General features: G+C 72.5%; 26 protein-coding genes and 1 riboswitch. Of the genes, 15 read left to right on the plus strand and 11 right to left on the minus strand.

Annotated features, from left to right (window positions below; translation table 11 throughout):
* Positions 1–25 precede the first annotated feature (25 nt).
* A riboswitch (cobalamin riboswitch) is annotated at positions 26–231 on the minus strand.
* The 3 genes from ACIBKY_RS51715 (at position 223) to ACIBKY_RS51725 (ending at position 3496) form a co-directional block, all read left to right on the plus strand.
* Positions 223–1392 (plus strand): precorrin-3B synthase, encoded by a 1170-nt coding sequence (locus ACIBKY_RS51715; protein WP_397109495.1) that lies wholly within the window; start codon positions 223–225, stop codon positions 1390–1392. Its footprint overlaps the riboswitch before it by 9 nt.
* Positions 1389–2009, plus strand: a complete 621-nt coding sequence (locus tag ACIBKY_RS51720; protein ID WP_397109497.1) for a precorrin-8X methylmutase — start codon at positions 1389–1391, stop codon at positions 2007–2009. The genes ACIBKY_RS51715 and ACIBKY_RS51720 overlap by 4 nt, the downstream gene beginning before the upstream one ends.
* Positions 2009–3496: a precorrin-2 C(20)-methyltransferase gene (locus ACIBKY_RS51725; protein WP_397109499.1), complete on the plus strand. Its 1488-nt coding sequence runs from the start codon at positions 2009–2011 to the stop codon at positions 3494–3496. The genes ACIBKY_RS51720 and ACIBKY_RS51725 overlap by 1 nt, the downstream gene beginning before the upstream one ends.
* Here the strand turns inward: ACIBKY_RS51725 and ACIBKY_RS51730 are convergent.
* The 4 genes from ACIBKY_RS51730 to ACIBKY_RS51745 form a co-directional block, all read right to left on the minus strand.
* On the minus strand, positions 3484–4215 hold the full coding sequence (locus ACIBKY_RS51730) for a cobalt-precorrin-6A reductase (RefSeq protein WP_397109501.1): 732 nt from the start codon (positions 4213–4215) through the stop codon (positions 3484–3486). The two genes, ACIBKY_RS51725 and ACIBKY_RS51730, sit on opposite strands and share 13 nt — an antisense overlap.
* A 143-nt stretch (positions 4216–4358) precedes the next feature.
* Entirely contained in the window at positions 4359–5102 is a 744-nt protein-coding gene (gene cobM / locus ACIBKY_RS51735; protein ID WP_397109503.1) for a precorrin-4 C(11)-methyltransferase, read from the minus strand.
* 80 nt (positions 5103–5182) lie between these two features.
* Complete coding sequence (gene cbiE / locus ACIBKY_RS51740; RefSeq protein WP_397109505.1) at positions 5183–6400, minus strand: precorrin-6y C5,15-methyltransferase (decarboxylating) subunit CbiE; 1218 nt, start codon at positions 6398–6400, stop codon at positions 5183–5185.
* A complete protein-coding gene (locus ACIBKY_RS51745) occupies positions 6397–6780 on the minus strand; it encodes a PPOX class F420-dependent oxidoreductase (RefSeq protein WP_397109507.1) in 384 nt (127 codons plus the stop codon). Before ACIBKY_RS51745 ends, cbiE begins: the two co-directional genes overlap by 4 nt.
* A gap of 71 nt (positions 6781–6851) precedes the next feature.
* Between ACIBKY_RS51745 and cobF the strand changes: the two genes are divergently transcribed.
* Together cobF and ACIBKY_RS51755 are read left to right on the plus strand one after the other, a co-directional pair.
* Positions 6852–7598: a precorrin-6A synthase (deacetylating) gene (cobF, locus tag ACIBKY_RS51750; protein WP_397109509.1), complete on the plus strand. Its 747-nt coding sequence runs from the start codon at positions 6852–6854 to the stop codon at positions 7596–7598.
* A 207-nt stretch (positions 7599–7805) separates the two neighbouring features.
* Positions 7806–9074 carry a right-handed parallel beta-helix repeat-containing protein gene (locus ACIBKY_RS51755; RefSeq protein ID WP_397109511.1) on the plus strand — a complete coding sequence of 423 codons (1269 nt, stop codon included), beginning with the start codon at positions 7806–7808 and terminating at the stop codon, positions 9072–9074.
* Here the strand turns inward: ACIBKY_RS51755 and ACIBKY_RS51760 are convergent.
* On the minus strand, positions 9062–10420 hold the full coding sequence (locus ACIBKY_RS51760) for an MFS transporter (RefSeq protein ID WP_397109513.1): 1359 nt from the start codon (positions 10418–10420) through the stop codon (positions 9062–9064). The genes ACIBKY_RS51755 and ACIBKY_RS51760 overlap by 13 nt on opposite strands.
* Positions 10421–10513: 93 nt before the next feature.
* Between ACIBKY_RS51760 and ACIBKY_RS51765 the strand changes: the two genes are divergently transcribed.
* Complete coding sequence (locus tag ACIBKY_RS51765; RefSeq protein WP_397109515.1) at positions 10514–11419, plus strand: LysR family transcriptional regulator; 906 nt, start codon at positions 10514–10516, stop codon at positions 11417–11419.
* Here ACIBKY_RS51765 and ACIBKY_RS51770 read toward each other — a convergent pair.
* A complete protein-coding gene (locus ACIBKY_RS51770) occupies positions 11403–11903 on the minus strand; it encodes a MarR family winged helix-turn-helix transcriptional regulator (RefSeq protein WP_397109517.1) in 501 nt (166 codons plus the stop codon). The two genes, ACIBKY_RS51765 and ACIBKY_RS51770, sit on opposite strands and share 17 nt — an antisense overlap.
* A complete protein-coding gene (locus tag ACIBKY_RS51775; RefSeq protein ID WP_397109519.1) occupies positions 11900–12322 on the minus strand; it encodes a MarR family winged helix-turn-helix transcriptional regulator in 423 nt (140 codons plus the stop codon). The genes ACIBKY_RS51770 and ACIBKY_RS51775 overlap by 4 nt, the downstream gene beginning before the upstream one ends.
* Before the next feature lie 51 nt (positions 12323–12373).
* Here ACIBKY_RS51775 and ACIBKY_RS51780 point away from each other — a divergent pair, with 51 nt between their 5' ends.
* The 4 genes from ACIBKY_RS51780 to ACIBKY_RS51795 all read left to right on the plus strand — a co-directional run bounded on the left by ACIBKY_RS51780 (position 12374) and on the right by ACIBKY_RS51795 (position 14901).
* Positions 12374–12943 (plus strand): TIGR03086 family metal-binding protein, encoded by a 570-nt coding sequence (locus ACIBKY_RS51780; RefSeq protein ID WP_397109521.1) that lies wholly within the window; start codon positions 12374–12376, stop codon positions 12941–12943.
* A 9-nt stretch (positions 12944–12952) separates the two neighbouring features.
* Entirely contained in the window at positions 12953–13351 is a 399-nt protein-coding gene (locus ACIBKY_RS51785; RefSeq protein WP_397109523.1) for a RidA family protein, read from the plus strand.
* 117 nt (positions 13352–13468) lie between these two features.
* A complete protein-coding gene (locus tag ACIBKY_RS51790; RefSeq protein ID WP_397109525.1) occupies positions 13469–13708 on the plus strand; it encodes a hypothetical protein in 240 nt (79 codons plus the stop codon).
* 74 nt (positions 13709–13782) lie between these two features.
* Positions 13783–14901: a S1 family peptidase gene (locus ACIBKY_RS51795; RefSeq protein WP_397109527.1), complete on the plus strand. Its 1119-nt coding sequence runs from the start codon at positions 13783–13785 to the stop codon at positions 14899–14901.
* A 74-nt stretch (positions 14902–14975) separates the two neighbouring features.
* On the opposite strand, the gene ACIBKY_RS51800 is transcribed toward ACIBKY_RS51795, so the two are convergent.
* Positions 14976–15749 carry an MBL fold metallo-hydrolase gene (locus ACIBKY_RS51800; protein ID WP_397109529.1) on the minus strand — a complete coding sequence of 258 codons (774 nt, stop codon included), beginning with the start codon at positions 15747–15749 and terminating at the stop codon, positions 14976–14978.
* Between the two features lie 75 nt (positions 15750–15824).
* Between ACIBKY_RS51800 and ACIBKY_RS51805 the strand changes: the two genes are divergently transcribed.
* From ACIBKY_RS51805 to ACIBKY_RS51815, 3 genes are read left to right on the plus strand one after another with little or no spacing between them, the layout of a single operon-like run.
* The gene (locus ACIBKY_RS51805) at positions 15825–16211 is read left to right on the plus strand and encodes a MerR family transcriptional regulator (RefSeq protein ID WP_397109531.1); all 387 of its coding nucleotides are present in this window, start codon (positions 15825–15827) and stop codon (positions 16209–16211) included.
* A gap of 10 nt (positions 16212–16221) precedes the next feature.
* Complete coding sequence (locus ACIBKY_RS51810; RefSeq protein WP_397109533.1) at positions 16222–17244, plus strand: sigma-70 family RNA polymerase sigma factor; 1023 nt, start codon at positions 16222–16224, stop codon at positions 17242–17244.
* A 30-nt stretch (positions 17245–17274) separates the two neighbouring features.
* A complete protein-coding gene (locus tag ACIBKY_RS51815; RefSeq protein WP_397109535.1) occupies positions 17275–18084 on the plus strand; it encodes a YybH family protein in 810 nt (269 codons plus the stop codon).
* Here ACIBKY_RS51815 and ACIBKY_RS51820 read toward each other — a convergent pair.
* Positions 18081–18464 carry an ACT domain-containing protein gene (locus ACIBKY_RS51820; RefSeq protein WP_397109537.1) on the minus strand — a complete coding sequence of 128 codons (384 nt, stop codon included), beginning with the start codon at positions 18462–18464 and terminating at the stop codon, positions 18081–18083. The two genes, ACIBKY_RS51815 and ACIBKY_RS51820, sit on opposite strands and share 4 nt — an antisense overlap.
* 100 nt (positions 18465–18564) lie before the next feature.
* On the opposite strand from ACIBKY_RS51820, the gene ACIBKY_RS51825 reads away from it, so the two are divergent.
* Positions 18565–18990: a winged helix-turn-helix domain-containing protein gene (locus ACIBKY_RS51825; protein ID WP_397109539.1), complete on the plus strand. Its 426-nt coding sequence runs from the start codon at positions 18565–18567 to the stop codon at positions 18988–18990.
* Positions 18991–19025: 35 nt separating this feature from the next.
* On the plus strand, positions 19026–19571 hold the full coding sequence (locus ACIBKY_RS51830) for a dihydrofolate reductase family protein (protein WP_397109541.1): 546 nt from the start codon (positions 19026–19028) through the stop codon (positions 19569–19571).
* On the opposite strand, the gene ACIBKY_RS51835 is transcribed toward ACIBKY_RS51830, so the two are convergent.
* The gene (locus tag ACIBKY_RS51835) at positions 19535–19723 is read right to left on the minus strand and encodes a DUF5708 family protein (protein ID WP_397109543.1); all 189 of its coding nucleotides are present in this window, start codon (positions 19721–19723) and stop codon (positions 19535–19537) included. The two genes, ACIBKY_RS51830 and ACIBKY_RS51835, sit on opposite strands and share 37 nt — an antisense overlap.
* Positions 19724–19814: 91 nt before the next feature.
* Positions 19815–20387: a TetR/AcrR family transcriptional regulator gene (locus ACIBKY_RS51840; RefSeq protein ID WP_397109545.1), complete on the minus strand. Its 573-nt coding sequence runs from the start codon at positions 20385–20387 to the stop codon at positions 19815–19817.
* Positions 20388–20405 lie beyond the last annotated feature (18 nt).

A 20405-nucleotide genomic window follows, 5' to 3' on the forward strand; every position in this document is an offset into this window, starting at 1 on the left:
AGTCCTCCCTCGGGGTCCTCGCCCCGTTCGCAGGTGTCGCGACGGCAGGAGTCTCCTGGCTCCCGGATCGATGCTCACCCCGGCCTTCCCGTCCATCGCTGGACAGTGGCCTGTAGTGGGGTTCGCTTCCCGGTCACAGTGGCGGGACCGCGCCGGTTTCTCACCGGCTTCCTCCCATTGCCGTCGCCTAAGGGTGAGCCTACTGGCGTTACCATCCTCATCGTGTCCATAGCCGACTTTTCCGGACGTCTCCGCCCAGATGCCTGTCCGGGAGCGCTACAGACGCACGCCGCCGCGGACGGCCCGCTGGCCAGGATCCGCCTGCCCGGCGGTGCCATCACCCCAGCTCAGCTACGTGAGCTGGCCGCCTTCTGCACGAGCGGGATCGAGCTGACCTCGCGCGCCAACGTCCAGGTGCGCGCGGTGGAATCTCCGGCGGCCTTCGCCGGCCGGATGGCCGAGGTGGGCCTGCTGCCCTCGCCGACGCACGAGCGGGTGCGCAACATCGTCGCCTCGCCGCTCGGCGGGCGGCTGACCGGCTTCGCCACCCACCCTCTCGTGGAGGAGCTGGACCGCGCCCTGTGCGGCGACCCCGCCCTGGCCGGGCTGCCGGGCCGCTTCCTGTTCGCCCTGGACGACGGCACCGGCGACGTCGCCTCGCTGGGCGCCGACGTCACCCTGGTCGAGGACGGCATCCTGCTGGCCGGTACGCCCTTCGCGATACCCGGCGCCGGAGTGGACATCCTCCTGGCCGCCGCGCGAGCCTTCCTGGCCGAGCGCGGAGACGGCGGCGCCTGGCGCATCGCCGAACTCCCCGACGGCCCCGCCCGCGTCGCCAACCGCCTCACCGCCACCGGTCTCCCCGCCGCCCACCTCCCCGCCACCGGTCTCGGCTCGACCGGTCTCGGCTCGACCGGCTTCGGGCCCGAGCGCGCCCGCGCTGCCGTGGGCGCGGCCCCGGTGCGGGCGCGCGGGGCCGGGGTGGTCGCGCTGCCGGACGGGCGGGTGGCGGTGGAGGCCGTGGTCCCGCTCGGGCGGCTCACCGCGGCCCAGGCGCGCCTGCTCGCCGCCCTCGACGTCCCGGTACGGCTCACGCCCTGGCGTACCGTCGTGCTCCTCGACCTCGCCGAAGCACCCGACCTGACCGGATCCGGCCTGGTCACCGACCCGGACTCGCCCTGGACAGGGGTGAGCGCGTGCACCGGAAGCCCCGGCTGCGCCAAGTCCCTGGCCGACGTCCAGCACGACGCCGCCCAGTGGGTGGCCACCCGTGAGCGCCGCCCGGACCTGCCCGTGCACTGGGTGGGCTGCGAGCGCCGCTGTGGCCTGCCCAAGGGCCGGGTCATCGAGATGGTCGCGACCGGCGACGGATACCAAGAAAGGCAGAAGTGAGCGACTACATACGCGACGGCGCCGAGATCTACCGGCGTTCGTTCGCCACCATCCGCGCCGAGACGGACCTGTCCGGGCTCCCGGCCGACGTCGCCCAGGTGGCGGTGCGGATGATCCACTCGTGCGGGATGACCGACCTGGTTGGCGACCTCGCCTGGTCGCCGCGCGTGGTCGGTGACGCGCGCACGGCGCTTAGGGCGGGGGCGCCGATCCTGTGCGACGCCATGATGGTGGCCTCCGGCGTGACCAGGCGCAGACTGCCCGCCGGCAACGAGGTGATCTGCACGCTCGGCGCGCCCGGCGTGGCCGAGCTGGCGGAGAAGCTGGGCACCACGCGCAGCGCGGCGGCGCTGGAGTTCTGGCTCGACCGGCTGGACGGCGCCGTCGTGGCGATCGGCAACGCGCCCACGGCACTGTTCCGGCTCCTGGAGATCGTCGCGGAGGGCGGGCCAAGACCGGCGGCGGTGCTGGGGATTCCCGTGGGGTTCATCGGCGCGGCCGAGTCCAAGCAGGCGCTGGCCGAGAGCGGGCTCGAGCACCTCGTGGTGCGCGGCAGGCGCGGCGGCAGCGCGATGACGGCGGCGGCGGTCAACGCCATCGCGAGCGAGGTGGAGTGATGGAGAACACAGGGCGCCTGTACGGGGTGGGGCTGGGGCCGGGCGATCCGGAGCTGATCACGGTGAAGGCGGCCAGACTGATCGGCGAGGCCGACGTCATCGCCTACCACGCCGCGCGGCACGGACGCAGCATCGCCCGCTCGATCGCGCGGCCGTACCTGCGGGAAGGGCAGATCGAAGAGCTGCTGCTCTACCCGCTGACCACGGAGACCACCGACCACCCGGGCGGCTACCAGGGCGCGCTGGACGACTTCTACGTCGAGTGCGCCGCCAGGCTCGCCGCCCATCTCGACGCCGGGCGGACGGTCGTGGTGCTGAGCGAGGGCGACCCGCTCTTCTACGGCTCCTACATGCACATGCACAAGCGGCTGGCCCACCGCTACCCGACCGAGGTGGTGCCGGGCGTCACCTCGATCAGCGGGGCGTCGGCGGTGCTCGGACGTCCGCTGGTCGAGCGGGACGAGACGCTGACCGTGCTGCCCGGAACCCTGCCCGGCGAGGTGCTGGCCGAGAAGCTGCGCGCCACCGACTCGGCGGCGGTGCTGAAGCTGGGCCGTACCTTCGAGAAGGTACGCGACGCGCTGGCCGAGGCCGGACGGCTGGACGACGCCTGGTACGTGGAACGCGCCACCATGGACGCCCAGCGGGTCGCGCCGCTGAAGGACGTGGATCCCGAGGGCGTGCCGTACTTCTCGCTGGCGCTGCTGCCGAGCCCGGCCGAGCACACGTTCGTGCCCGAGAAGCCCGCCGGGCAGGGGCCGGGCGAGGTCGTCGTGGTCGGGCTCGGGCCCGCCGGGCGGCCGTGGCTCACGCCGGAGGCGCAGGACGCGCTGGCCGCCGCCACCGACCTGGTCGGCTACGGCCCCTACGTGGACCGCGTCCAGCCGAACCCGCGCCAGCGGCGCCACCGTACCGACAACCGGGTCGAGGCCGAGCGTGCCAGGCACGCGCTGGAGATGGCGCGCGACGGCGCCCGGGTGGCGGTCGTCTCCTCCGGCGACCCGGGCGTGTTCGCGATGGCCAGCGCGGTGCTGGAGGCGGCGTCCGACTTTCCGGACGTGCCGGTGCGGGTGGTGCCGGGTCTGACCGCCGCGCAGGCCGTGGCCGGGCGGGTGGGGGCGCCGCTGGGGCACGACTACTGCGTTCTCTCCCTGTCGGATCTGCTCAAGCCGTGGGAGGTGGTGGCCGACCGGCTGCGCGCCGCGGCGCGGGCCGATCTGGTGCTGGCGTTGTACAACCCGGCCTCGCGCAGCCGTACCTGGCAGGTGGGCGCCGCGCGTGACCTGCTGCTTGAGCACCGCGAGCCCGGCACGCCGGTGGTGATCGGCCGTGACGTCGGCGGGCCGCGGGAGTCGATCACCGTCACCACGCTGGCCGGCCTCGACCCGGCCGACGTGGACATGCGCTGCCTGCTGATCATCGGCTCCTCGACCACCCGGGTGAGCGAGAGCGGCGCCGTCTACACCCCGCGCCGCTACCCGGCCTGAACCCAGGCCGCCGCCTCGCCCGGACTCTCCACCAGCCGCACCCCCGAGGGCAGCGGCGGCCGATCCACCATGATCACCGGGAGCCCGGTCTCCCGGGCCGCGACCAGCTTCGCGCTCGTCATGGCACCGCCGCTGTCCTTGGTCACCAGCACGTCGAGACGGTGCCCGCCGATGAGCGCGCGCTCACCCTCCACGGTGTACGGCCCGCGATCCAGCACCACGTGCGCGTTGGCGGGCACCGGCGGCTCGGGCGGATCCACCGACCTGGCCAGGAACCACATCGAGGTGAGCCCGGCGAACACCGGCAGACTCCGCCGCCCCGTCGTCAGGAACACCCGCCCGCCGGGAAACGAACGGCCCAGCTCCGCGGCCGCCGCGGCCAGGGAGGGCACGCGGTGCCACCGGTCGTCCGGCCCCTCGTGCCAGCCCGGACGGCGCAGCACCAGCAACGGCACCCCGGCCAGCGCGGCGGCCTCGGCGGCTGAGGCGGTCATCCGCTCGGCGAACGGGTGGGTGGCGTCCACGAGCCTCTCGACCCCCTCGGCCGCGATCCACCGGGCCAGCCCGTCAGCGCCGCCGAACCCGCCCTCGCGCACCTCGCCCACCGGCAGCCGCGGATTGGTGACCCGCCCGGCCAGCGACGACACCACCCGCATGCCGGAGGGCACCAGCTCGGCGGCCAACGCCCTGGCCTCGGCCGTACCCCCGAGGATCAGCACACCGCCCCCACGCGAGGGCGGCCCCCCACGCGAGTCCGAGGGCGGGCCCCCACGCGAGTCCGAGGGCGGGCCCGCGGACGGGTGATCGGGCTGGCTCGCGGGCGGGGGTGTGGGCGAACCTGCGGGTGGGTGATCGGGAGGGGTCATGGGCGGGCTCGGGCGGCGCTGTACAGGTGGCTGTCGGGGAACTCCGAGGCCGACAGCACCCGGCCCACCACGATCACCGCCGTCCGCTTCACCCCGGCCTCCCGCACCCGGGCGGCGATGTCGGAGAGGGTTCCGCGCAGGATCAGCTCATCGTCCCTGCTGGCCCGCGCCACCACGGCCACCGGGCATCCGGCGCCGTAGGACGGCAGCAGTTCCTCGACGACCTGGTCGATGCGCTGCACGGCCAGGTGCAGCACCATCGTGGCGCCGCTCGCGCCCAGCGTGGCCAGGTCCTCGCCCGGCGGCATCGGCGTGGCCCGCCCGGACACGCGGGTCAGCACCACGGTCTGCCCGACGCCGGGTACGGTCAGCTCCCTGCCCAGCGCCGCCGCGGCGGCGGCGAACGCGGGCACCCCCGGCACCACCTCGTACGGCACGCCGATCGTGTCCAGCCGCCGCATCTGCTCGGCCACGGCGCTGAACACCGACGGGTCACCCGAGTGCAGCCTGGCCACGTCGTGCCCGGCGGCGTGCGCGGCCGCGAACTCGGCGACGATCTGGTCGAGCGTCAGGTTCGCGGTGTCCACCAGCCGGGCCCCGGCCGGGCAGGACTCCAGCAGTTCCCGCGGCACCAGCGACCCGGCGTAGAGACACACCGGCGCCCGCTCCAGCACCCGCAGCCCGCGTACGGTGACCAGGTCGGCCGCCCCCGGCCCGGCTCCGATGAAATACACGGTCACGGCGCATCCTCCTCGGGCTTCACAACCGGCTGAACGGTCACGGCGCATCCACTTCGTCAGGTTTCACGGCCGACCACACGTCACGGCGCATCTGTTTCGTCGGGCTTGGTGACCGACCACACGGTCACCGGCATCATCGGGCGCCACGCGGTGAATCCGCCCACGGGCCCGGCCCGCTGCACCGACAACCGCACCAGGTCGCCGCCACGCTCCGCCTGCCAGCGGACGGTGAGGGCCTCCGATTCCAGCGTGACCGCGTTCGCCACCAGCCGTCCGCCGGGGCGCAGCGCGGACCAGCACGTCTCCAGCATCCCGGGCACCGTGAGCCCGCCGCCGACGAAGACCGCGTCCGGCTCGGGCAGCCCGGACAGCCCCTCGGGCGCGCGGGCCTCGACGATCTCCAGGCCGGGTACGCCCAGGGTGCCGGCGTTCCTGCGGATGGCGGCGGCTCTGGCGGGGTGGCTCTCGACGGCGCTGGCCGTACAGGAGGGGTGGGAGCGCATCCACTCGATCGCGATGCTGCCCGCTCCGGCGCCGACGTCCCAGAGGTGCTCGCCGGGCAGCGGGGCCAGCCGCGACAGGGTGACCGCGCGGACCTCGCGCTTGGTGAGCTGGCCGTCGTGCTCGAAGGCGGTGTCGGGCAGGCCGGGTACGCGGGCCAGCGGCTCCAGGCCGGGATCGGGGCGGCAGGTGACGGCGATGACGTTCAGGGCGGAGCCCGGCTCGCCGGCCCAGGTGGCGGCGGTGCCGTTCAGGCGGGTCTCGGTGGCGGAGCCGAGGTCGGACAGGACCGTGAGCGTGCTGCGGCCGTATCCGCGCGCGGTGAGCAGGGCCGCGACGTCGGCGGGGGAGGTGCGCTCCGATCCGAGCACGGCCAGGCGCCGCCCCGGAGAGAACGCGGCGTTGAGCGCGGCCACCGGCCGGCCCACCAGGCTGATCACCTCGACGCCCTCGACCGGCCAGCCGAGCCGCGCGCACGCCAGCGACAGCGAGGAGACGTGGGGGAGCACGGTGAGCCGTCCGGCGCCGAGCAGCCTGACCAGCGTCGAGCCGATCCCGAAGAACATCGGATCCCCGCTGGCCAGCACGCAGACCACGCGGTCGCGGTAGGACTCGACGAGGGCTTCGAGCGCGGGCAGCAGCGGCGAGGGCCAGGCGACGCGCTCGGCCCCGGACGGCGGCAGCGTGCCGAGCTGCCGGGCGCTGCCCATGATCACTTCGGCTCGTTCGAGCGCGGTCCGCGAGCCGGGCGCCAGCCCCGTCCAGCCGTCCGCGCCGATGCCGACGACGGTGATCACACGTTGCCCAGCACGCGCGTGACGTGGATCTCGACGACCACGCGGGCGGGATTGACGCGCGGCGGCTTGTAGCGGGCGGTGTAGCGCCGCTCGGCGTCGGCGACCTGCTCGGGCTCGTCTCTGAGTACGGCCCGGCCTTCGAGCGTCGACCAGCGCCGCCCGTCCACCTGGCAGACCGCGACCTGGGCTCCCCGGGCGGCGTACCTGGCCTTCTGCGACGTTCCCGAGGCGATCACCCGGGCTATGCCTTCCGCGAGGTCGAGCGTGACCCCGACGGGCACCACGTGCGGGGTGCCGTCGGGCCGGACCGTGGTGAGCGTACAGAGGTGACGTTCTTCCCAGAACGCTGCAAAGCCGTCACCTTGCTCGAACAGGTTCACACGTCTCCTTCTGGCCGACCGGGGATATCGTAATCGCGCCCGACATCTCCTCCGAAGGCAGACTCTCTCCGGTGAAACGCATCCTCATCATCGGCATCGGCGCCGGTGACCCCGACCACCTCACGCTCCAGGGCGTCAAGGCCATCGCCGCCGCGCAGGTCTTCTTCGTCCTGGACAAGGGCGCGGCCAAGCACGACCTGGTCGATCTCCGGCAGCGGATGATCGAGGAGCATGGGCGGCAGCCGTACCGGATCGTGGAGGCGGAGGATCCGGAGCGGGACCGCACCACGCCCGCCTACACCGGTGCGGTCGAGGACTGGCGCTCGCGCCGGGCCGCCGTCTGCGAGCGGCTGATCGCCGAGGAACTGTCCGACGGGCAGACCGGGGCCTTCCTGGTGTGGGGCGATCCGGGCCTGTACGACAGCACGCTGGCCATCGTCGAGGAGATCCTCGCGGCGGGCCGGGTGGCCTTCGAGTACGCGGTGGTGCCCGGCATCACCAGCGTCTCCGCGCTGACCGCCACCCACCGCGCGAGCCTCACCCGCGTGGGACGTCCGGTCCAGATCACCACCGGCCGCCGCCTGGCGGCGGAGGGGCCACCGGCCGACGACGTCCTGGTCATGCTCGACGCGCACTGCTCCTTCGGCGGGCTGGGGGCGGACTGGCACATCTACTGGGGCGCCTACCTGGGCACGCCGGACGAGATCCGGGTCGAGGGGCCGGTGCCCGAGGTCGCCGACGAGATCCGGCGGCTCCGCGCGGAGGCCCGTGAGCGCAAGGGCTGGATCATGGACACCTACCTGCTCCGCAGGCTGTAGCGGAGGACCAGTGCGGCCGGGACCGCGAGCAGGAGGCCGAAGATCACCTGATGGCCGGTGCCCGGCGTCCACCTGGCGGTGGCCGCGGTGATCCTGGCGTTCTTCGAGGCGGACGCGAAAATCCTTGGGAGCGCTCCCAATTTGTCGTATCGTGGCGGCTGACCGATCTTTGTCGAGAAGGTGAGGCCTTCCGTGTTAAGGATCTGCGTGACCGTCGCTCTCGCGCTGGCGAGCGCCGGCCTCGGAGCAAGTTCCGCCTCTGCGTCCGCCGCCCCCGTCTACTACCTCGACAGCGCCGCGGCCGACGACTCCGGCGCCGGCACCACGCCCGCCACGGCCTGGAAGACCCTGGCCAAGGCCTCGGCGGCCAACCTGCCCGCGGGCGCCAGACTGCTGCTGCGCCGCGGCGGCTCCTGGACGGGTCAACTGGCCGTCACCGAGTCGGGCACCGCCGCCGCCCCCATCGTGATCGACGCCTACGGCACCGGCGCCAGGCCCGTGGTGAAGGGCGACGGCGAGGCCTGCGTGGATCTCGCCGGCGACCACCTGGAGATCCACAACCTCCAGGTGGGCGTGGACGGCGACGAAGGCCGCTGCACCTGGGCGGGCGTCAAGGTGGGCGGCGATGACAACGTGGTCGAGCGCAACTACATCACCGGCGCCGCCGCGGGCGTCTTCATCGAAGAGGGTACGAAGTACGCGGCGGTGACCGCCAACGAGTTCGTCAACAACAACCACATGAGCGAGAACTCGCCGGTACCGGACAACGACGACTCCGGCGCGTTCGCGATCCTCGTGCACGGCGACGACTCCAACATCGGCTGGAACACGATGAAGGGCTCGATCGCCCCAAGCCACGACTACGTGTGGGACGGCGCCGCCGTCGAGATCTTCTACGGCTCCCGCAACCGCGTCCACCACAACATCTCGATCGACAACGACACCTTCACCGAACTCGGCACCTACAGCGACGACCAGGACGGCGTCTCCACCGGCAACGTCTTCGAGTACAACGCCATCTACGGCGCCAAGGGCCGCGGCGGCCTGGTCACCCGGGGCCCCGTCCACGAGGACGGCCGTCCCGAGCCCAACGGACCGGTCTTCGCCACCGCCTTCAACAACAACTCCATCCACCTGACCAACCCGGCGGCCGAGGGCGTGGTCTGCGACGCCGGCTGCACCAACCGGCACCTGTCGATGTCGCAGAACATCGTCTTCGCGGCCAGGAAGAGCGCGTACTCCGAGTCCGGCTTCACCGACAACCACCGCAACGTCTTCCACGGCGGCCAGTACCAGATGCCGCACAGCCCGGACAGCAAGTACGCCGACCCGCGCTTCGACCCCGCCAATCCGCTGCGCCTGCGCGCCGGCAGTCCGGCCATCGGCCTGGGCACCACCAAGTTCAACGACCTCGACCTGGCCGGAGTCGCCGTGGGCAAGGACGGCGCCATCGAGGCCGGCGCCTACGAGTACTGACCCACGGGATCACCCGAGCGCGGTCTCGCCGCCCGGCTCGCGAGCCACCCCAGCGAGACCGCGCCGCCCACCAGGACGACGGCGGCCACCACCAGGTAGGCGGCGCCGGTGCCACTCGCGGCGGCGACCGTTCCCATGACCGCCACGCCGACGGCGCTGCCCAGTTCGCGGGCGGCGCTGTTGAGCCCCGAGCCGAGTCCGGCCCGCTCGGACGGCAGCGCCGCCATGATCTCGTGGGAGAGCACGGGCAGGCACAACCCCATGGCCGCGCCCATCACCACGAGCCCCGCCGCATAGACCGGGTACGGCATCGCCGCGTCGGCGAACGACAGCAGGACCAGCCCGGCCACGTTCCCGGCGAGCCCGGCGGCCACCGCGGGCATCCGTGGCAGGCGGCCCGACATCCGCGAGAGCACGATCATCGGGACCGTCATCGGCAGGATTGCCAGCCCGGTCAGCAAGGGGGAGAAGCCCTTGACCTCCTGGAGGTAGCGGGCGTTGACGAAGAACAGGGCGAACATCCCGAAGAACGTCACCGCCACGCCCAGGATGCCGGCGCGCAGCCCGGCCGCGCGAAACAGCCTCGGGTCGAGGAGCGGCAGGGCCGTACGGGTCTGGTGGACGGCGAACCAGGCGAACAGCAGCAGCGCGCCGGCGAAGGCGGCGAGCACCCCCGGGCTGGTCCAGCCCGCCTCGGGCCCCTCGATGATGCCGCCGACGAGCGCGAAGGAGGCGGCGGTCAGCAGCGCCGCGCCCAGCAGGTCGAGTGCGGCTTCGTGCCGGGTGACGCGGGGCGCCAGGCGGGCGGCGAGCACCGCGAGGACCGCGGCGATCGGCACCATGACCGCGAAGAGCGCCTGCCACGGCAGAAACTGCATGATCAGCCCGCCGCCGACGTTGCCGGCCACTCCGGCGACGCCGGTGGCGGCGGTCCAGACGGCTACGGCGTGACCGCGTCGTTCCGGTGGGTAGGCGTGGACGGACAGGGCGAGTGAGGCGGGCATGATCATCGCGGCGCCCGCGCCGCTGAGCGCGCGGGCGGCGATCAGGACGGCCACGTCCGAAGCGAGCGCGGCGGCCAGGCAACCGGCCGCGAACACGCCGAGCCCGGCCAGCAGCACGCCCTTACGGCCGAAGCGGTCTCCCGCCGCGCCCGCGGGAATGAGCAGGCAGGCGAAGACCAGTACGTAGGAGTCGACGATCCAGACGAGCTGTGACGGCGACGGGTGCAGGCCGCTCGCGGCGAGCGTGGGCAGGGCGAGGTTGACGGCGGCGACCAGGGCGATCGCCGCGACCACGGCGGCCGACATGACGGCGAGAACCGGGCCGGGCCTGGTGACGGGCATGGGTGTCCCCTTGGCATGAGGTGGATGGTTTCCGCGGATTCACCGTAGGGTGGAGCCCGGCCTAACCTCAAATGCAACTTTGGCAGGTGATATATGCGTCAAACGCAACCGAGCCTCGACCTGCTGATCGCGCTGGACGTGCTGCTCGACGAGGGCAGCGTCTCCGGGGCCGCGCGGCGGCTGCACCTGTCCGAGCCGGCGATGAGCAGGACGCTCGGCCGTATCCGGGTGGCCATGGACGATCCGATCCTGGTCAGGTCGGGTCAGCGGATGGTGCCGACGCCGCGGGCGCTGGCCGTGCGGGCGGAGGTGCGCGCGGTCGTTGAGGCGGCGCGGCGGGTGTTCACGCCGCCGGGCGAGCCGGATCCGGCGACGCTCGTGCGCGACTTCGTGGTGCAGGCCTCCGACGCGGTGATCCAGGCCGCGGCGGCGCCCCTGCTGACCGAGCTGGCCGTCTCGGCGCCGGGTGTGCGGCTGCGCTTCATCCCCGAGGGGCCGGGCGACCAGCGTGTGCTGCGCGAGGGCCTGGCCGACCTGGAGGTCACCGTCATCACCGACCCGGAGCCGGAGACCCTGGTGGAGCCGCTGGTCCGCGACCGTCCCGTGGGGGTGGTGCGGGCCGGGCACCCGCTGCTGGACGGCCCGATCACCCCGGAGCGTTTCGCCGCCGCCGAGCATGTCATCGCCTCGCGCAGAGGGCGTACCCGCGGGCCGATCGACGACGCGCTGGCCGCCCTGGGCCTGTCCCGCAGGGTGCGGGGGACGGTTCCGACGTTCACCGCCTCCCTCCTCCTGGCGCGGGAGACCGACCTGGTCGGCATGGCGGGCGAGTGGCAGGTCAGGTCGGCGGTGGAACTCCTGGGCCTGGTGACCTTCCCGATCCCGGTGGATCTGCCCCCGATCGAGCTCTCGCAGGCTTGGCATCCCCGACACGACGCCGATCCGGCTCACGCCTGGCTGCGCGCCCGCATGCGTGCCGTCTTCAGCCCTCCGGGTTGATCCACGCGGGGTCCGTGGCGAGCTTCTCCGCGATGCGGTCGTGGAAGCTCCGCCGCTCCAACGCCCGCTCGACGTCCAGGACCACCTGCCCGAGCGGGTAGGGGATCTCGGACTCAAGCTCGGCCAGGGCGCTCTCGGTGGCCCGCCACTCGGCCATCAGCCGGTCGATCATGCCGGTGGCCCGCTCGGTCAGCATGACCTGCTTGCTGCGCGCGTCGGCGCCGGTGACGGTCTCGACCAGCCCCGCCCGCCGCATGGCGGCGACCTTCTGGCTGAGCGCCGAGTGCGTGCGCTGCACGGCCTCGGCCAGTTCCTTGATGCTCATCGGCCCCCGCAGATGCAGCTTGATCAGCTCCATCACATAGCTGGGCTTGAGCCCGTCGATGCGCGCCTCGGTGTAGAGCCGGGCGATGTCCTCGTCCATGCGGGCCTGGAGGAGACGGAGGGCCCGCCAGTGGCTGATCTCGGTGGGGTCCTGGGTCACGGGGCCACATTATTGGCCAGCGTCTCGGCCCCTCGGAGAAATGCCGCGCGGTCACCGGGGGGCAGGGCCGCGAGCAGACGTTCCTCGCCCTCCTGGATGTCGGCCCGCGCCGCCCGCCGCCTGCGCCGGCCCTCGTCGGTGATCGCCAGGAGCCGGGCCCTGCGGTCGCCGGGATCCGGCTCACGGGTGATCAGCCCGGCCTCTTGGAGCCGGTCGAGGGTCCCGATGATGCGCGTCTTGTCCGCGCCGACCGCCTCCGCGAGCGCGGCCTGGGTACGCACCGGACCGTCGTCCAGCGCGCTGAGCACCACATAGGCCCACATGGAGATCCCATGCGGCTCCAGCACCCTGATCTCCGCGGCGATCAGGGCCTTCACCAGCGGATGGAGCATCGCGGCGAGGTCGCGGCGTTCGGTCACCCCGCCACGATATCGATTGACTTACGATAAGCCCATGTAGATGATGTGCACATGCTTATCGAACTGGACGCACGCGCCGTCCGGGCGAGCGTCGCGCTCGTGGACCGGGTGCGCGCGGCCGACCTCGCCAGGCCGACCCCGTGCGCCGGGTGGGCCCTGCGTGACCTGCTCGCGCACATGACCGCCCAGCACAACGGCTTCGCCGCCGCCTCGCGAGGTGAGGAGGGGCTCGACGCGTGGCGGCCGCGCGACCTGGGCGAGGACCCTGCGGGCACCTACCGCGCGGCCGCCGGCCGCGTGCTGACCGCCTTCGCCGGCGACGTCGTGGCCGAGTTCCCGCTGCCGGAGCTGGGCGTGGTCGTGCCCGCGGAACGGGCGATCGGCTTCCACTTCATCGACTACGTCGTCCACGCCTGGGACGTCGCCAGGACGCTGGGCGTGGCCCTGGAGTTCGAGACCGACCTGCTCGACGCCGCGCTCCCCGTGGCGCAGGCCGTACCCGGAGGTCAGGCCCGTACGGCTCCCGGCGCCGCCTTCGCCCCGGAGGTAGCGTGGCCCGGGGGTACACGGCTTGACCGGATCGTCGCGATGCTGGGCCGTTCCCCTGTCTGGCCGGACTAAGGAGAGATCATGAGTGTTCGTCTTGAGTACAGCGACCGCCTGGCGCGGGTCGAATACGCCTACGCCGCGGTGGCCGACGCCCCGGTGCGCAACATCTGGGTGGCCGGCGCCTGCCCCCTCGACCGCGAGGGCAGGACCGTCGCGGTGGGCGACGTGGCCGGGCAGGCCGGCCAGGTGATGCGCAACCTCGTGATCTCCCTGGAGGAGGTGGGCGCCAAGCTGACCGACATCACCAAGACCACCGTCTACGTCGCCTCCACCAGCCGGGCCGACCTGGTCGCCGCGTGGAACGTCTACCGCGAGTACATGGGCGGCCACGAGGCCCCCAGCACCCTGCTCGGCGTGGCCGCGCTCGGCTACGACGACCAGCTCGTCGAGGTGGAGGCGGTGGCCGTCCTCCCGCTCTAGTCCAGGTAGCGGTCCAGGATCGCCTCCACCGCCCGCGGCGCCGCGGCCGGGCGCTTCACCGAACTGGCCCTGGCCGCACTGCGCCTGGCCGGGATGCGCGGCATCGTGCAGACCGGCGTGACAGGGCCGCTCGGCGGTGACGAGGCAGGTCTGGGGGCGACCCCGCTCTGGCTGGGGTGGCTGGGGGTGGCCCCGGCTCCGCTCACCGGGCGGATCACCGCCGGACGGCTGGCTTCGGCGGTGGCCGAGGCGGTGCTCTGCCGTACCCGGGCGGAGGAAATCGCGGGCCGGATCGCGGCCGAGGACGGTGCCGCGCCCGTGGTAGAGGCCGTGGAACGCGCTTGCATAACGCCCTGATAAGGACCCCTTTGGGATGGAAAGGCCGGTACGGCAAACGTTAATTTGACAGCACCCCCCGAAAAGGAGTGCATATGTCGAGTCAACGCTCCGCACTCGTCACCGCCACGATCGTGGCGCTCTGCTTAGCGGGCCCGGTTACCGCCGCCCACGCAGATCCCCCGTCCGCCGCCCCCGAGCAGGCACCCCCGGCCATGGTCGACGCCATGGAGCGGGACCTCGGTCTCACCGAACAGCAGGTGCACACCCGCCTCGCCAACGAGCAGCGCGCCGCCGCCGCGGAAGCCAAGCTCACCACCCAGCTCGGCGCCTCGTACGCGGGCGCCTGGCTGAACGCCGACGCCTCCAAGCTGAACGTCGCCACGACCGACAAGGCCGCCACCGCGTCGATCGAAGCCCAGGGCGCTCAGCCCGTCGTCGTCTCACGTACGCTTGCCCAGCTCACCGCCGTCAAGGACCAGCTTGACGCGGCCGCCGCCAAGGGCTCGGGCGCGCTGTGGTTCGTCGACGTGACCACCAACACCGTCGCCGTCCAGGCCGGCACGCCGGAAGCCGGGGAGGCCCTCGTGGCCGCCGCGGGCGTGGACCGCGCCGCCGTGCAGATCTCGGTCACGACCGAGAACCCCCAGCCGTTCATCGACATCATCGGCGGCGCCCCCTACTACATCGGCTCCAGCCGATGCAGCGTGGGCTTCTCCGTGACCCAGGGCACGACCCCCGGCTTCGTGACCGCAGGTCACTGCGGCCGCGTCGGCTCGCGCACGACCAACCCGACGGGCACGTTCCGCGGCTCGTCGTTCCCCGGCAACGACTACGCGTGGGTCGCGGCTCCCGGCAACACGGTCCGTCCGTGGGTACGCGGCTCCGGTGGCCAGAACGTCATCGTCCGCGGCTCGACCCAGGCCTCCGTCGGAGCCTCGATCTGCCGCTCCGGTTCCACCACCGGATGGCGCTGCGGAACCATCCAGCAGCACAACGCCACGGTGCGCTACCCGCAGGGCACCGTCAACGGCCTGACCCGCACCAGCGCGTGCGCGCAGCCCGGTGACTCCGGTGGCTCGTTCATCTCCGGCAGCCAGGCCCAGGGCGTCACCTCTGGCGGTTCTGGCAACTGCTCCAGCGGAGGGACGACCTATCACCAGCCGGTCAACGAGATCCTCGGGGCCTACAGCTTGAGGCTCGTGGTCGGCTGAACCCAGACCCGGGTGGATTCCCCCGCCTGACCCGGGTCCCACGGCGTGCCCGGCGCGATTCGCGCCGGGCACGCTCATGTCAGGGGCGCGTGCCGGGCGAACTCCCACGGGTCGTGCGCGGAGATCACCTCCACGCCGTGCTCGTGCCGCAGTACGCGCAGCCGGTCCCGGTTGGCCAGGCGCAGTTCGGCGTCCACCTGGGAGGAGTTCTGCAGGATGTCCATGAGCGGGTGGACCTCGGGCTCCTTCTCGTCCAGCTCGCGGTGGTAGAAGTAGGCGTCGCCGGCGTGCAGCAGCCAGCCCGTGCCGTTCCGCACCGCGACCCCCGCGTGCCCGCGTGTGTGCCCGCCCAGCGGGACCAGCAGAAACTCGGGCGGCAGTCCGGTCAGGGGCACGGCGCCCGCCATGCCGTACCAGGTCTCGCCCGAGGGGCGGTAGGTCTCCCAGAGCGGGCCGTGCGCCCAGTGGCCGGGCCGGTAGCGGCGGCTGGGCGCCTCCTCAAGCGCCGCCTCCAGCTCGGCCGCCATCACGTGGACCCGCGCCCGCGGGAAGTCGGGCAGGCCGCCGCTGTGGTCCACGTCGAGGTGGGTGAGCACGACGTGCCGCACGTCGGCCGGGTCGTACCCCAGCGCGGCGACCTGCCGCACGGCCGTCTCCGCCGGGCGCAGGGCGGGCTCGACGGCTTGGGTCCATTCGGGGTCGAGCAGTTCGCCGGGCCTGGCCACGTCGTCCTGCCCGAGCCCGGCCTCGACCAGCACCAGCCCGGAGGCGGGGGTCTCGACCAGCAGGGCGTGGCAGACGGCCGCGGCGGCCGGCAGGGAGTCGTCGGTGGCGTCGATGGTCCGCATGGAAGCGAGATTGAGGTGATGAACTCTCATGCCGTTAGGCTCCTACTTGAACCACGCTTCAAGTCAAGGAGTCAGATGGAACTCGACATCGGCGAAGTGGCGCGCCGCTCCGGGCTGGCCCCGTCGGCGCTGCGCTTCTACGAGCGCAAGGGCCTCATCGCGGCCGACGGCCGCAACGGCCTGCGCCGCGCCTACCACCCCGGCATCCTCGACCGCCTCGCGCTCATCACCTGCGCCCGCGACGCCGGATTCACGCTCGCCGAGATCGCCCGCTTCCTGAGCGCCCGGCCCGGTGACGAGGTCCTGCGCGCCCACCTCGCCGCCAAGGAGCGCGAGGTGGACGAGCGCGTCGAGCAGCTCACCCGCCTGCGCGACAGCCTGCGCCACGCCGCCGTCTGCGATCACGACCCGCTCGTGGAGTGCCCGGAATTCAAGCAGGCGGTACGGCGGGCCCGCAGGTGAAGATGGGGGCATGGACGACACCACGGCCGAAGACCTCCTGGCCGCCGCGCGCGCCGGAGACGACGACGCCTTCGGCAAGCTGGTCGGCCCGCTGCGCGACGAGCTGCGCGCCCACTGCTACCGCATGCTGGGCTCGCTCCACGACGCGGAAGACGCGGTGCAGGAGGCGCTCGACCGGGCCTGGCGGGCCCTGCCCCGCTTCGAGGACCGGGGCGGCATCCGGCCCTGGCTGTACAAGATCGCCACGAACCGGTCGCTCACGCTGATCGAGCGCCGCGGGCGCCGTGAGCTGCCGACCGACCTGAGTCCTGACGGCGTGCCGCTGGCGGAGAAGGAGTGGCTGGAGCCGTACCCCGACCGGCTGATGACCTGGACGGCCGAGCTCGGGCCCGAGGCCAGGGCGCTGGCCCGCGAGAGCGTGGAGCTGGCGTTCGTGGCGGCCCTGCAGCACCTGTCGCCCCTGCAGCGGGCGGTGCTCCTGCTGCGCGACGTGCTCGGCTACGCGGCACGCGAGGCCGCCGACCAGCTCGGCACCACGGTAGCCGCGGTCAACAGCGCCCTGCAGCGGGCCAGGAAGGTCCTGACCGAGCTTCTGCCCGAGACCAGCCAGCGCCAGACGCTCGACACGCTGGGCGAGGCCGCGCAGCGGGAGCTGGCCCAGCGCTACATGGCCGCCTGGGAAGCCCGCGACGTCGCCTCGATCGTGGCCATGCTCACCGACGACGCCAAGTACTCCATGCCGCCGCTGACCGTCTGGTACCAGGGCCACGAAGGCATCCGCGGCTTCCTGGAGGACGGCCCGCTGACCTACCGCTGGCGCATCCTGCCCGCCCACGCCAACGGCCAGATCACCTTCGCCACCTACATGTGGGACGCGGAACGCGACGCCTACGTCCCCACCGGCCTCGACCTGCTCCGCCTGCGCGGCGCCCGGATCGCCGAGGTCGTCTCCTTCCTCCGGGCCGACTTCTCCGAGTACGGCCTGCCGACCTCGCTGCCCCGCGATGAGTTCTCGCCACCACCCGGGTTGTAGTCCCGAAGGCACCAACCGAAGGGACCGACCATGAAGACCGACGAGCAGCGGATCCGCACCCTGATCGAGAACTGGGCCGAGGCGGTGCACCGCGGCGACCTGGAAGGCGTGCTGGCCGACCATGCCGAGGACATCGTGATGTACGACGTGCCGCCGCCCAACCAGGGCGTGCGCGGCATCGACGCCTACCGCGAGACCTGGCCGCCCTTCTTCGAGTGGCAGGCCTCGGGGGCGGTGTTCGAGATCGAGTCGCTGGAGGTCACGGCCGGCGACGACGTGGCCTTCGCCCACGCGCTGCTGCGCTGCGGCACCGTGCGGGAGTTCGCCGAAGACCCGGGCAACCGGCTGCGGCTCACGATCGGCCTGCGCAAGGAGGAAGGCCGGTGGGTCGTCACCCACGAGCACCACTCCTTCCCGCTCACCGTGCCGGCCGGCGCCGAGCGGGAGATCCGCGAACTGCACGAGACCTGGTCGCGCCAGACCGCCGCCGGAGACCTCGACGGCATGATGGCGACCATCGCCGGCGACGTGGTCTCCTACGAGCACGAGACGCCGCTGGAGTACCGGGGCGTCGAGGCCGTGCGGGAGGTCTGCGCGCGTGGCCTCGACACACCCGGCGTCACCCTGGACAACCCCGGCCTGACGGTGCTGACCAGAGACGACCTCGCGGTGGCCTGGTGCGTCAACGTCGTACGCGGCGAGGGCTTCGAGACGTGGTCGCGCGCGACCCGGATCTTCCGGCGCGCGGGCGGCCGGTGGCTGATGGTCCACCAGCACCTGTCCTACCCCCGCGACCCGGAGACCGGCCAGGCCCGCACCGACCTGCGGCCACGGGCCTAGCCGAGGTTCTTGGCGTCCACCCGGTGCCCGGCCCGCTCCAGGACCTCGACGGCCTCCCTGACGCGGTGCTCGGGCACCAGGACCAGGTCCGCGTGGAAGGTCGAGGCCACGAACACCGGGATCGACGCCTCGGCCAGCGGGCTCACGACCGCCGCCAGCATGCCGGGGGTGTCCGGGCCGTGGGCGGTGGCGCCGCCGTACAGGCCGATCCAGCGCTCGCCGGAGCCGGTCGGCCAGGTCTCGCGCACCACGGTCAGGCCCTCGGGAGCGCGCACCAGCGCGATCCACTCGTCGTCCTCGGGGAAGGTCGCGTGGGGCAGGTGCTCCACCGCGAACACGGACGGCACGACGCCCAGGCGCTGGGCAGTGGGTGAGCTCATGAGGCTCACCCTAGGGCTCCTGGGCGGGAGGCGGCTTTCCGGAATAGCCTGGTAACTGACACAATCGACGTGCTCATGCCGACCATGGACGGGCTGATCGATGTTTCAGAAGATCCGCAGCCGCTCGGCCCCGCCCGAGCCGGCGGCCGCTCCCCAGCCGCCGCAGCCCCAGCCCCCGGTACGGCCCCGCCCCGCCCCCCAGGTCATCCGGGCCGGCAAGCTCGTCCTCGACATGGGCGAGCACGCCGCGTACGTCACCGGACACCGCCTCGACCTGCCGTTCGTCGAGTTCAAGCTCCTCGCCCAGCTGGCCGCCCACCAGGGCGTGCCCCAGTCGATGGGCCGGCTGCTGATGGCCGGGTGGGGCACCGGCGACGTGCCCGGCGGCAGGGACATGGTGAAGTCGGCCGTCTACCGCCTGCGCTCCCGGCTGAGCCAGGCCGACCTGAACACCACCTACATCCGCACGCTGCGCGGCGTCGGCTACGTGATGCCGGTCCAGCCGAGATACCTATACCGCGACTGATTCCCGCCCAGGTCGCCTTCCGTAAGGTCGCAGGCATGGGTTTCAAGTCTTGTGTCTTCATCGGCGTCAGCGTCGACGGCTTCATCGCCCGGCTCGACGGCGACCTCGAATGGCTGACCAGCAGGGGTGAGGCGACCGGCGAGTACGGCTACGACGACTTCATCGCCGACATCGACACGATCGTGATGGGCCGCGGCACGTACGAGGCGGGTATCGGGTTCGGCGAGGAGAACTGGCCGTACAACGGACTGAACGTCGTGGTGCTCAGCACCACTCTGGAGACCGACGATCCGCGGATCACGATCTACCGAAGCCTCGACGAGGTGGTCGAGGGTCTCAACGCGCGGGGCGTCAAGTCCGCCTACATCGACGGCGGCCAGGTCATCCAGTCGTTCCTGCGCGCCGGGCTGATCGACGAGCTGACGATCAGCACGGTGCCGGTGCTGATCGGCACCGGCATCCCGCTGTTCGGGCCGCTGGAGGCGGACATCTCGCTGCGGCACCTGGCCACGAGGACGCTGGACGCGGGGATGGTCCAGACGACCTACGCGGTCGAGCGGACGGCCTTGAAGACGCCGTAGAGGAGCTCAAGGCCGCCGATCACCATGAGGACGACGCCGAACTTCGACGGGGTGAAGACCACGATCTCGACGTCCAGTCCCCACAGCCACAGCGCCAGTCCGGCGGCGAAGGTGACCAGGCCGGTGATGATGGTCTTGCGGGCGGATGTCATGTGAACCTCTTCTGTTCCAGCAAACGACTGTCTGGACAGAACGGTAGTGACCAGGACGCCGTGCATCTTCCTGCCGGTTGACGATTCCGGACTACATCTTTCTGCTCATGCCGGACAGAGCCATGGTGATCGTCCTGGCCGCGAAGTCGTGGTCCAGGGGGCCGGTGCGCTGCAGCCAGCGGCTGAGCAGCGGCCCCCACAGCAGGTCGAGGGCGGCGTCGAGGTCGAGATCGCGGTCGAGCTGACCGGCCTCCTGGGCCGCGCGCAGGCGGCGGCGCTTGAGCTCGCGCACCGGCCCGTCGACGCGCTCGGCGTAGATCGCGGCGAGGCCGGCGTCGTGCGCGATCTCGCCGATGAGTGCCCGCATGACGCCGTCGAGCCGGGGATCGCGGAACTCCTCGACGGTCGCGAACAGGATCGTGCGCAGGTCGGCTTCCAGATCGCCGGTGTCGGGCAGGTCGCCGAGCGGCCCGCCCATGGTCATCAGCAAAGCGTCGAGGAGCACCGCCCCCTTGGACGGCCACCAGCGGTAGATGGTCTGCTTTCCCACCCCGGCCCGGGAAGCGATGCCCTCGACGCTCAGCTTGCTATAGCCGATCTCGCCCACGAGGTCGAAGGCAGCCGTGAGAATGGCCTGCCTGGAGGCCTCGTTGCGGCGGGTCACGAGATCGACGTTATCAGA

This window comes from Nonomuraea sp. NPDC050394 (assembly GCF_044459065.1).
Lineage (GTDB): Bacteria > Actinomycetota > Actinomycetes > Streptosporangiales > Streptosporangiaceae > Nonomuraea.

Bases quoted from the DNA above. Each gene is read 5' to 3' on its own strand.
- ACIBKY_RS51810 (WP_397109533.1), top strand. From the start codon at position 16,222: ATGGACGACACCACGGCCGAAGACCTCCTGGCCGCCGCGCGCGCCGGA.
- ACIBKY_RS51800 (WP_397109529.1), bottom strand. From the start codon at position 15,749: ATGCGGACCATCGACGCCACCGACGACTCCCTGCCGGCCGCCGCGGCC.
- ACIBKY_RS51725 (WP_397109499.1), top strand. From the start codon at position 2,009: ATGGAGAACACAGGGCGCCTGTACGGGGTGGGGCTGGGGCCGGGCGAT.
- ACIBKY_RS51795 (WP_397109527.1), top strand. From the start codon at position 13,783: ATGTCGAGTCAACGCTCCGCACTCGTCACCGCCACGATCGTGGCGCTC.
- ACIBKY_RS51765 (WP_397109515.1), top strand. From the start codon at position 10,514: ATGCGTCAAACGCAACCGAGCCTCGACCTGCTGATCGCGCTGGACGTG.
- ACIBKY_RS51785 (WP_397109523.1), top strand. From the start codon at position 12,953: ATGAGTGTTCGTCTTGAGTACAGCGACCGCCTGGCGCGGGTCGAATAC.
- ACIBKY_RS51835 (WP_397109543.1), bottom strand. From the start codon at position 19,723: ATGACATCCGCCCGCAAGACCATCATCACCGGCCTGGTCACCTTCGCC.
- ACIBKY_RS51780 (WP_397109521.1), top strand. From the start codon at position 12,374: ATGCTTATCGAACTGGACGCACGCGCCGTCCGGGCGAGCGTCGCGCTC.
- ACIBKY_RS51825 (WP_397109539.1), top strand. From the start codon at position 18,565: ATGTTTCAGAAGATCCGCAGCCGCTCGGCCCCGCCCGAGCCGGCGGCC.
- ACIBKY_RS51805 (WP_397109531.1), top strand. From the start codon at position 15,825: ATGGAACTCGACATCGGCGAAGTGGCGCGCCGCTCCGGGCTGGCCCCG.
- ACIBKY_RS51815 (WP_397109535.1), top strand. From the start codon at position 17,275: ATGAAGACCGACGAGCAGCGGATCCGCACCCTGATCGAGAACTGGGCC.
- ACIBKY_RS51820 (WP_397109537.1), bottom strand. From the start codon at position 18,464: ATGAGCTCACCCACTGCCCAGCGCCTGGGCGTCGTGCCGTCCGTGTTC.
- ACIBKY_RS51830 (WP_397109541.1), top strand. From the start codon at position 19,026: ATGGGTTTCAAGTCTTGTGTCTTCATCGGCGTCAGCGTCGACGGCTTC.
- ACIBKY_RS51760 (WP_397109513.1), bottom strand. From the start codon at position 10,420: ATGCCCGTCACCAGGCCCGGCCCGGTTCTCGCCGTCATGTCGGCCGCC.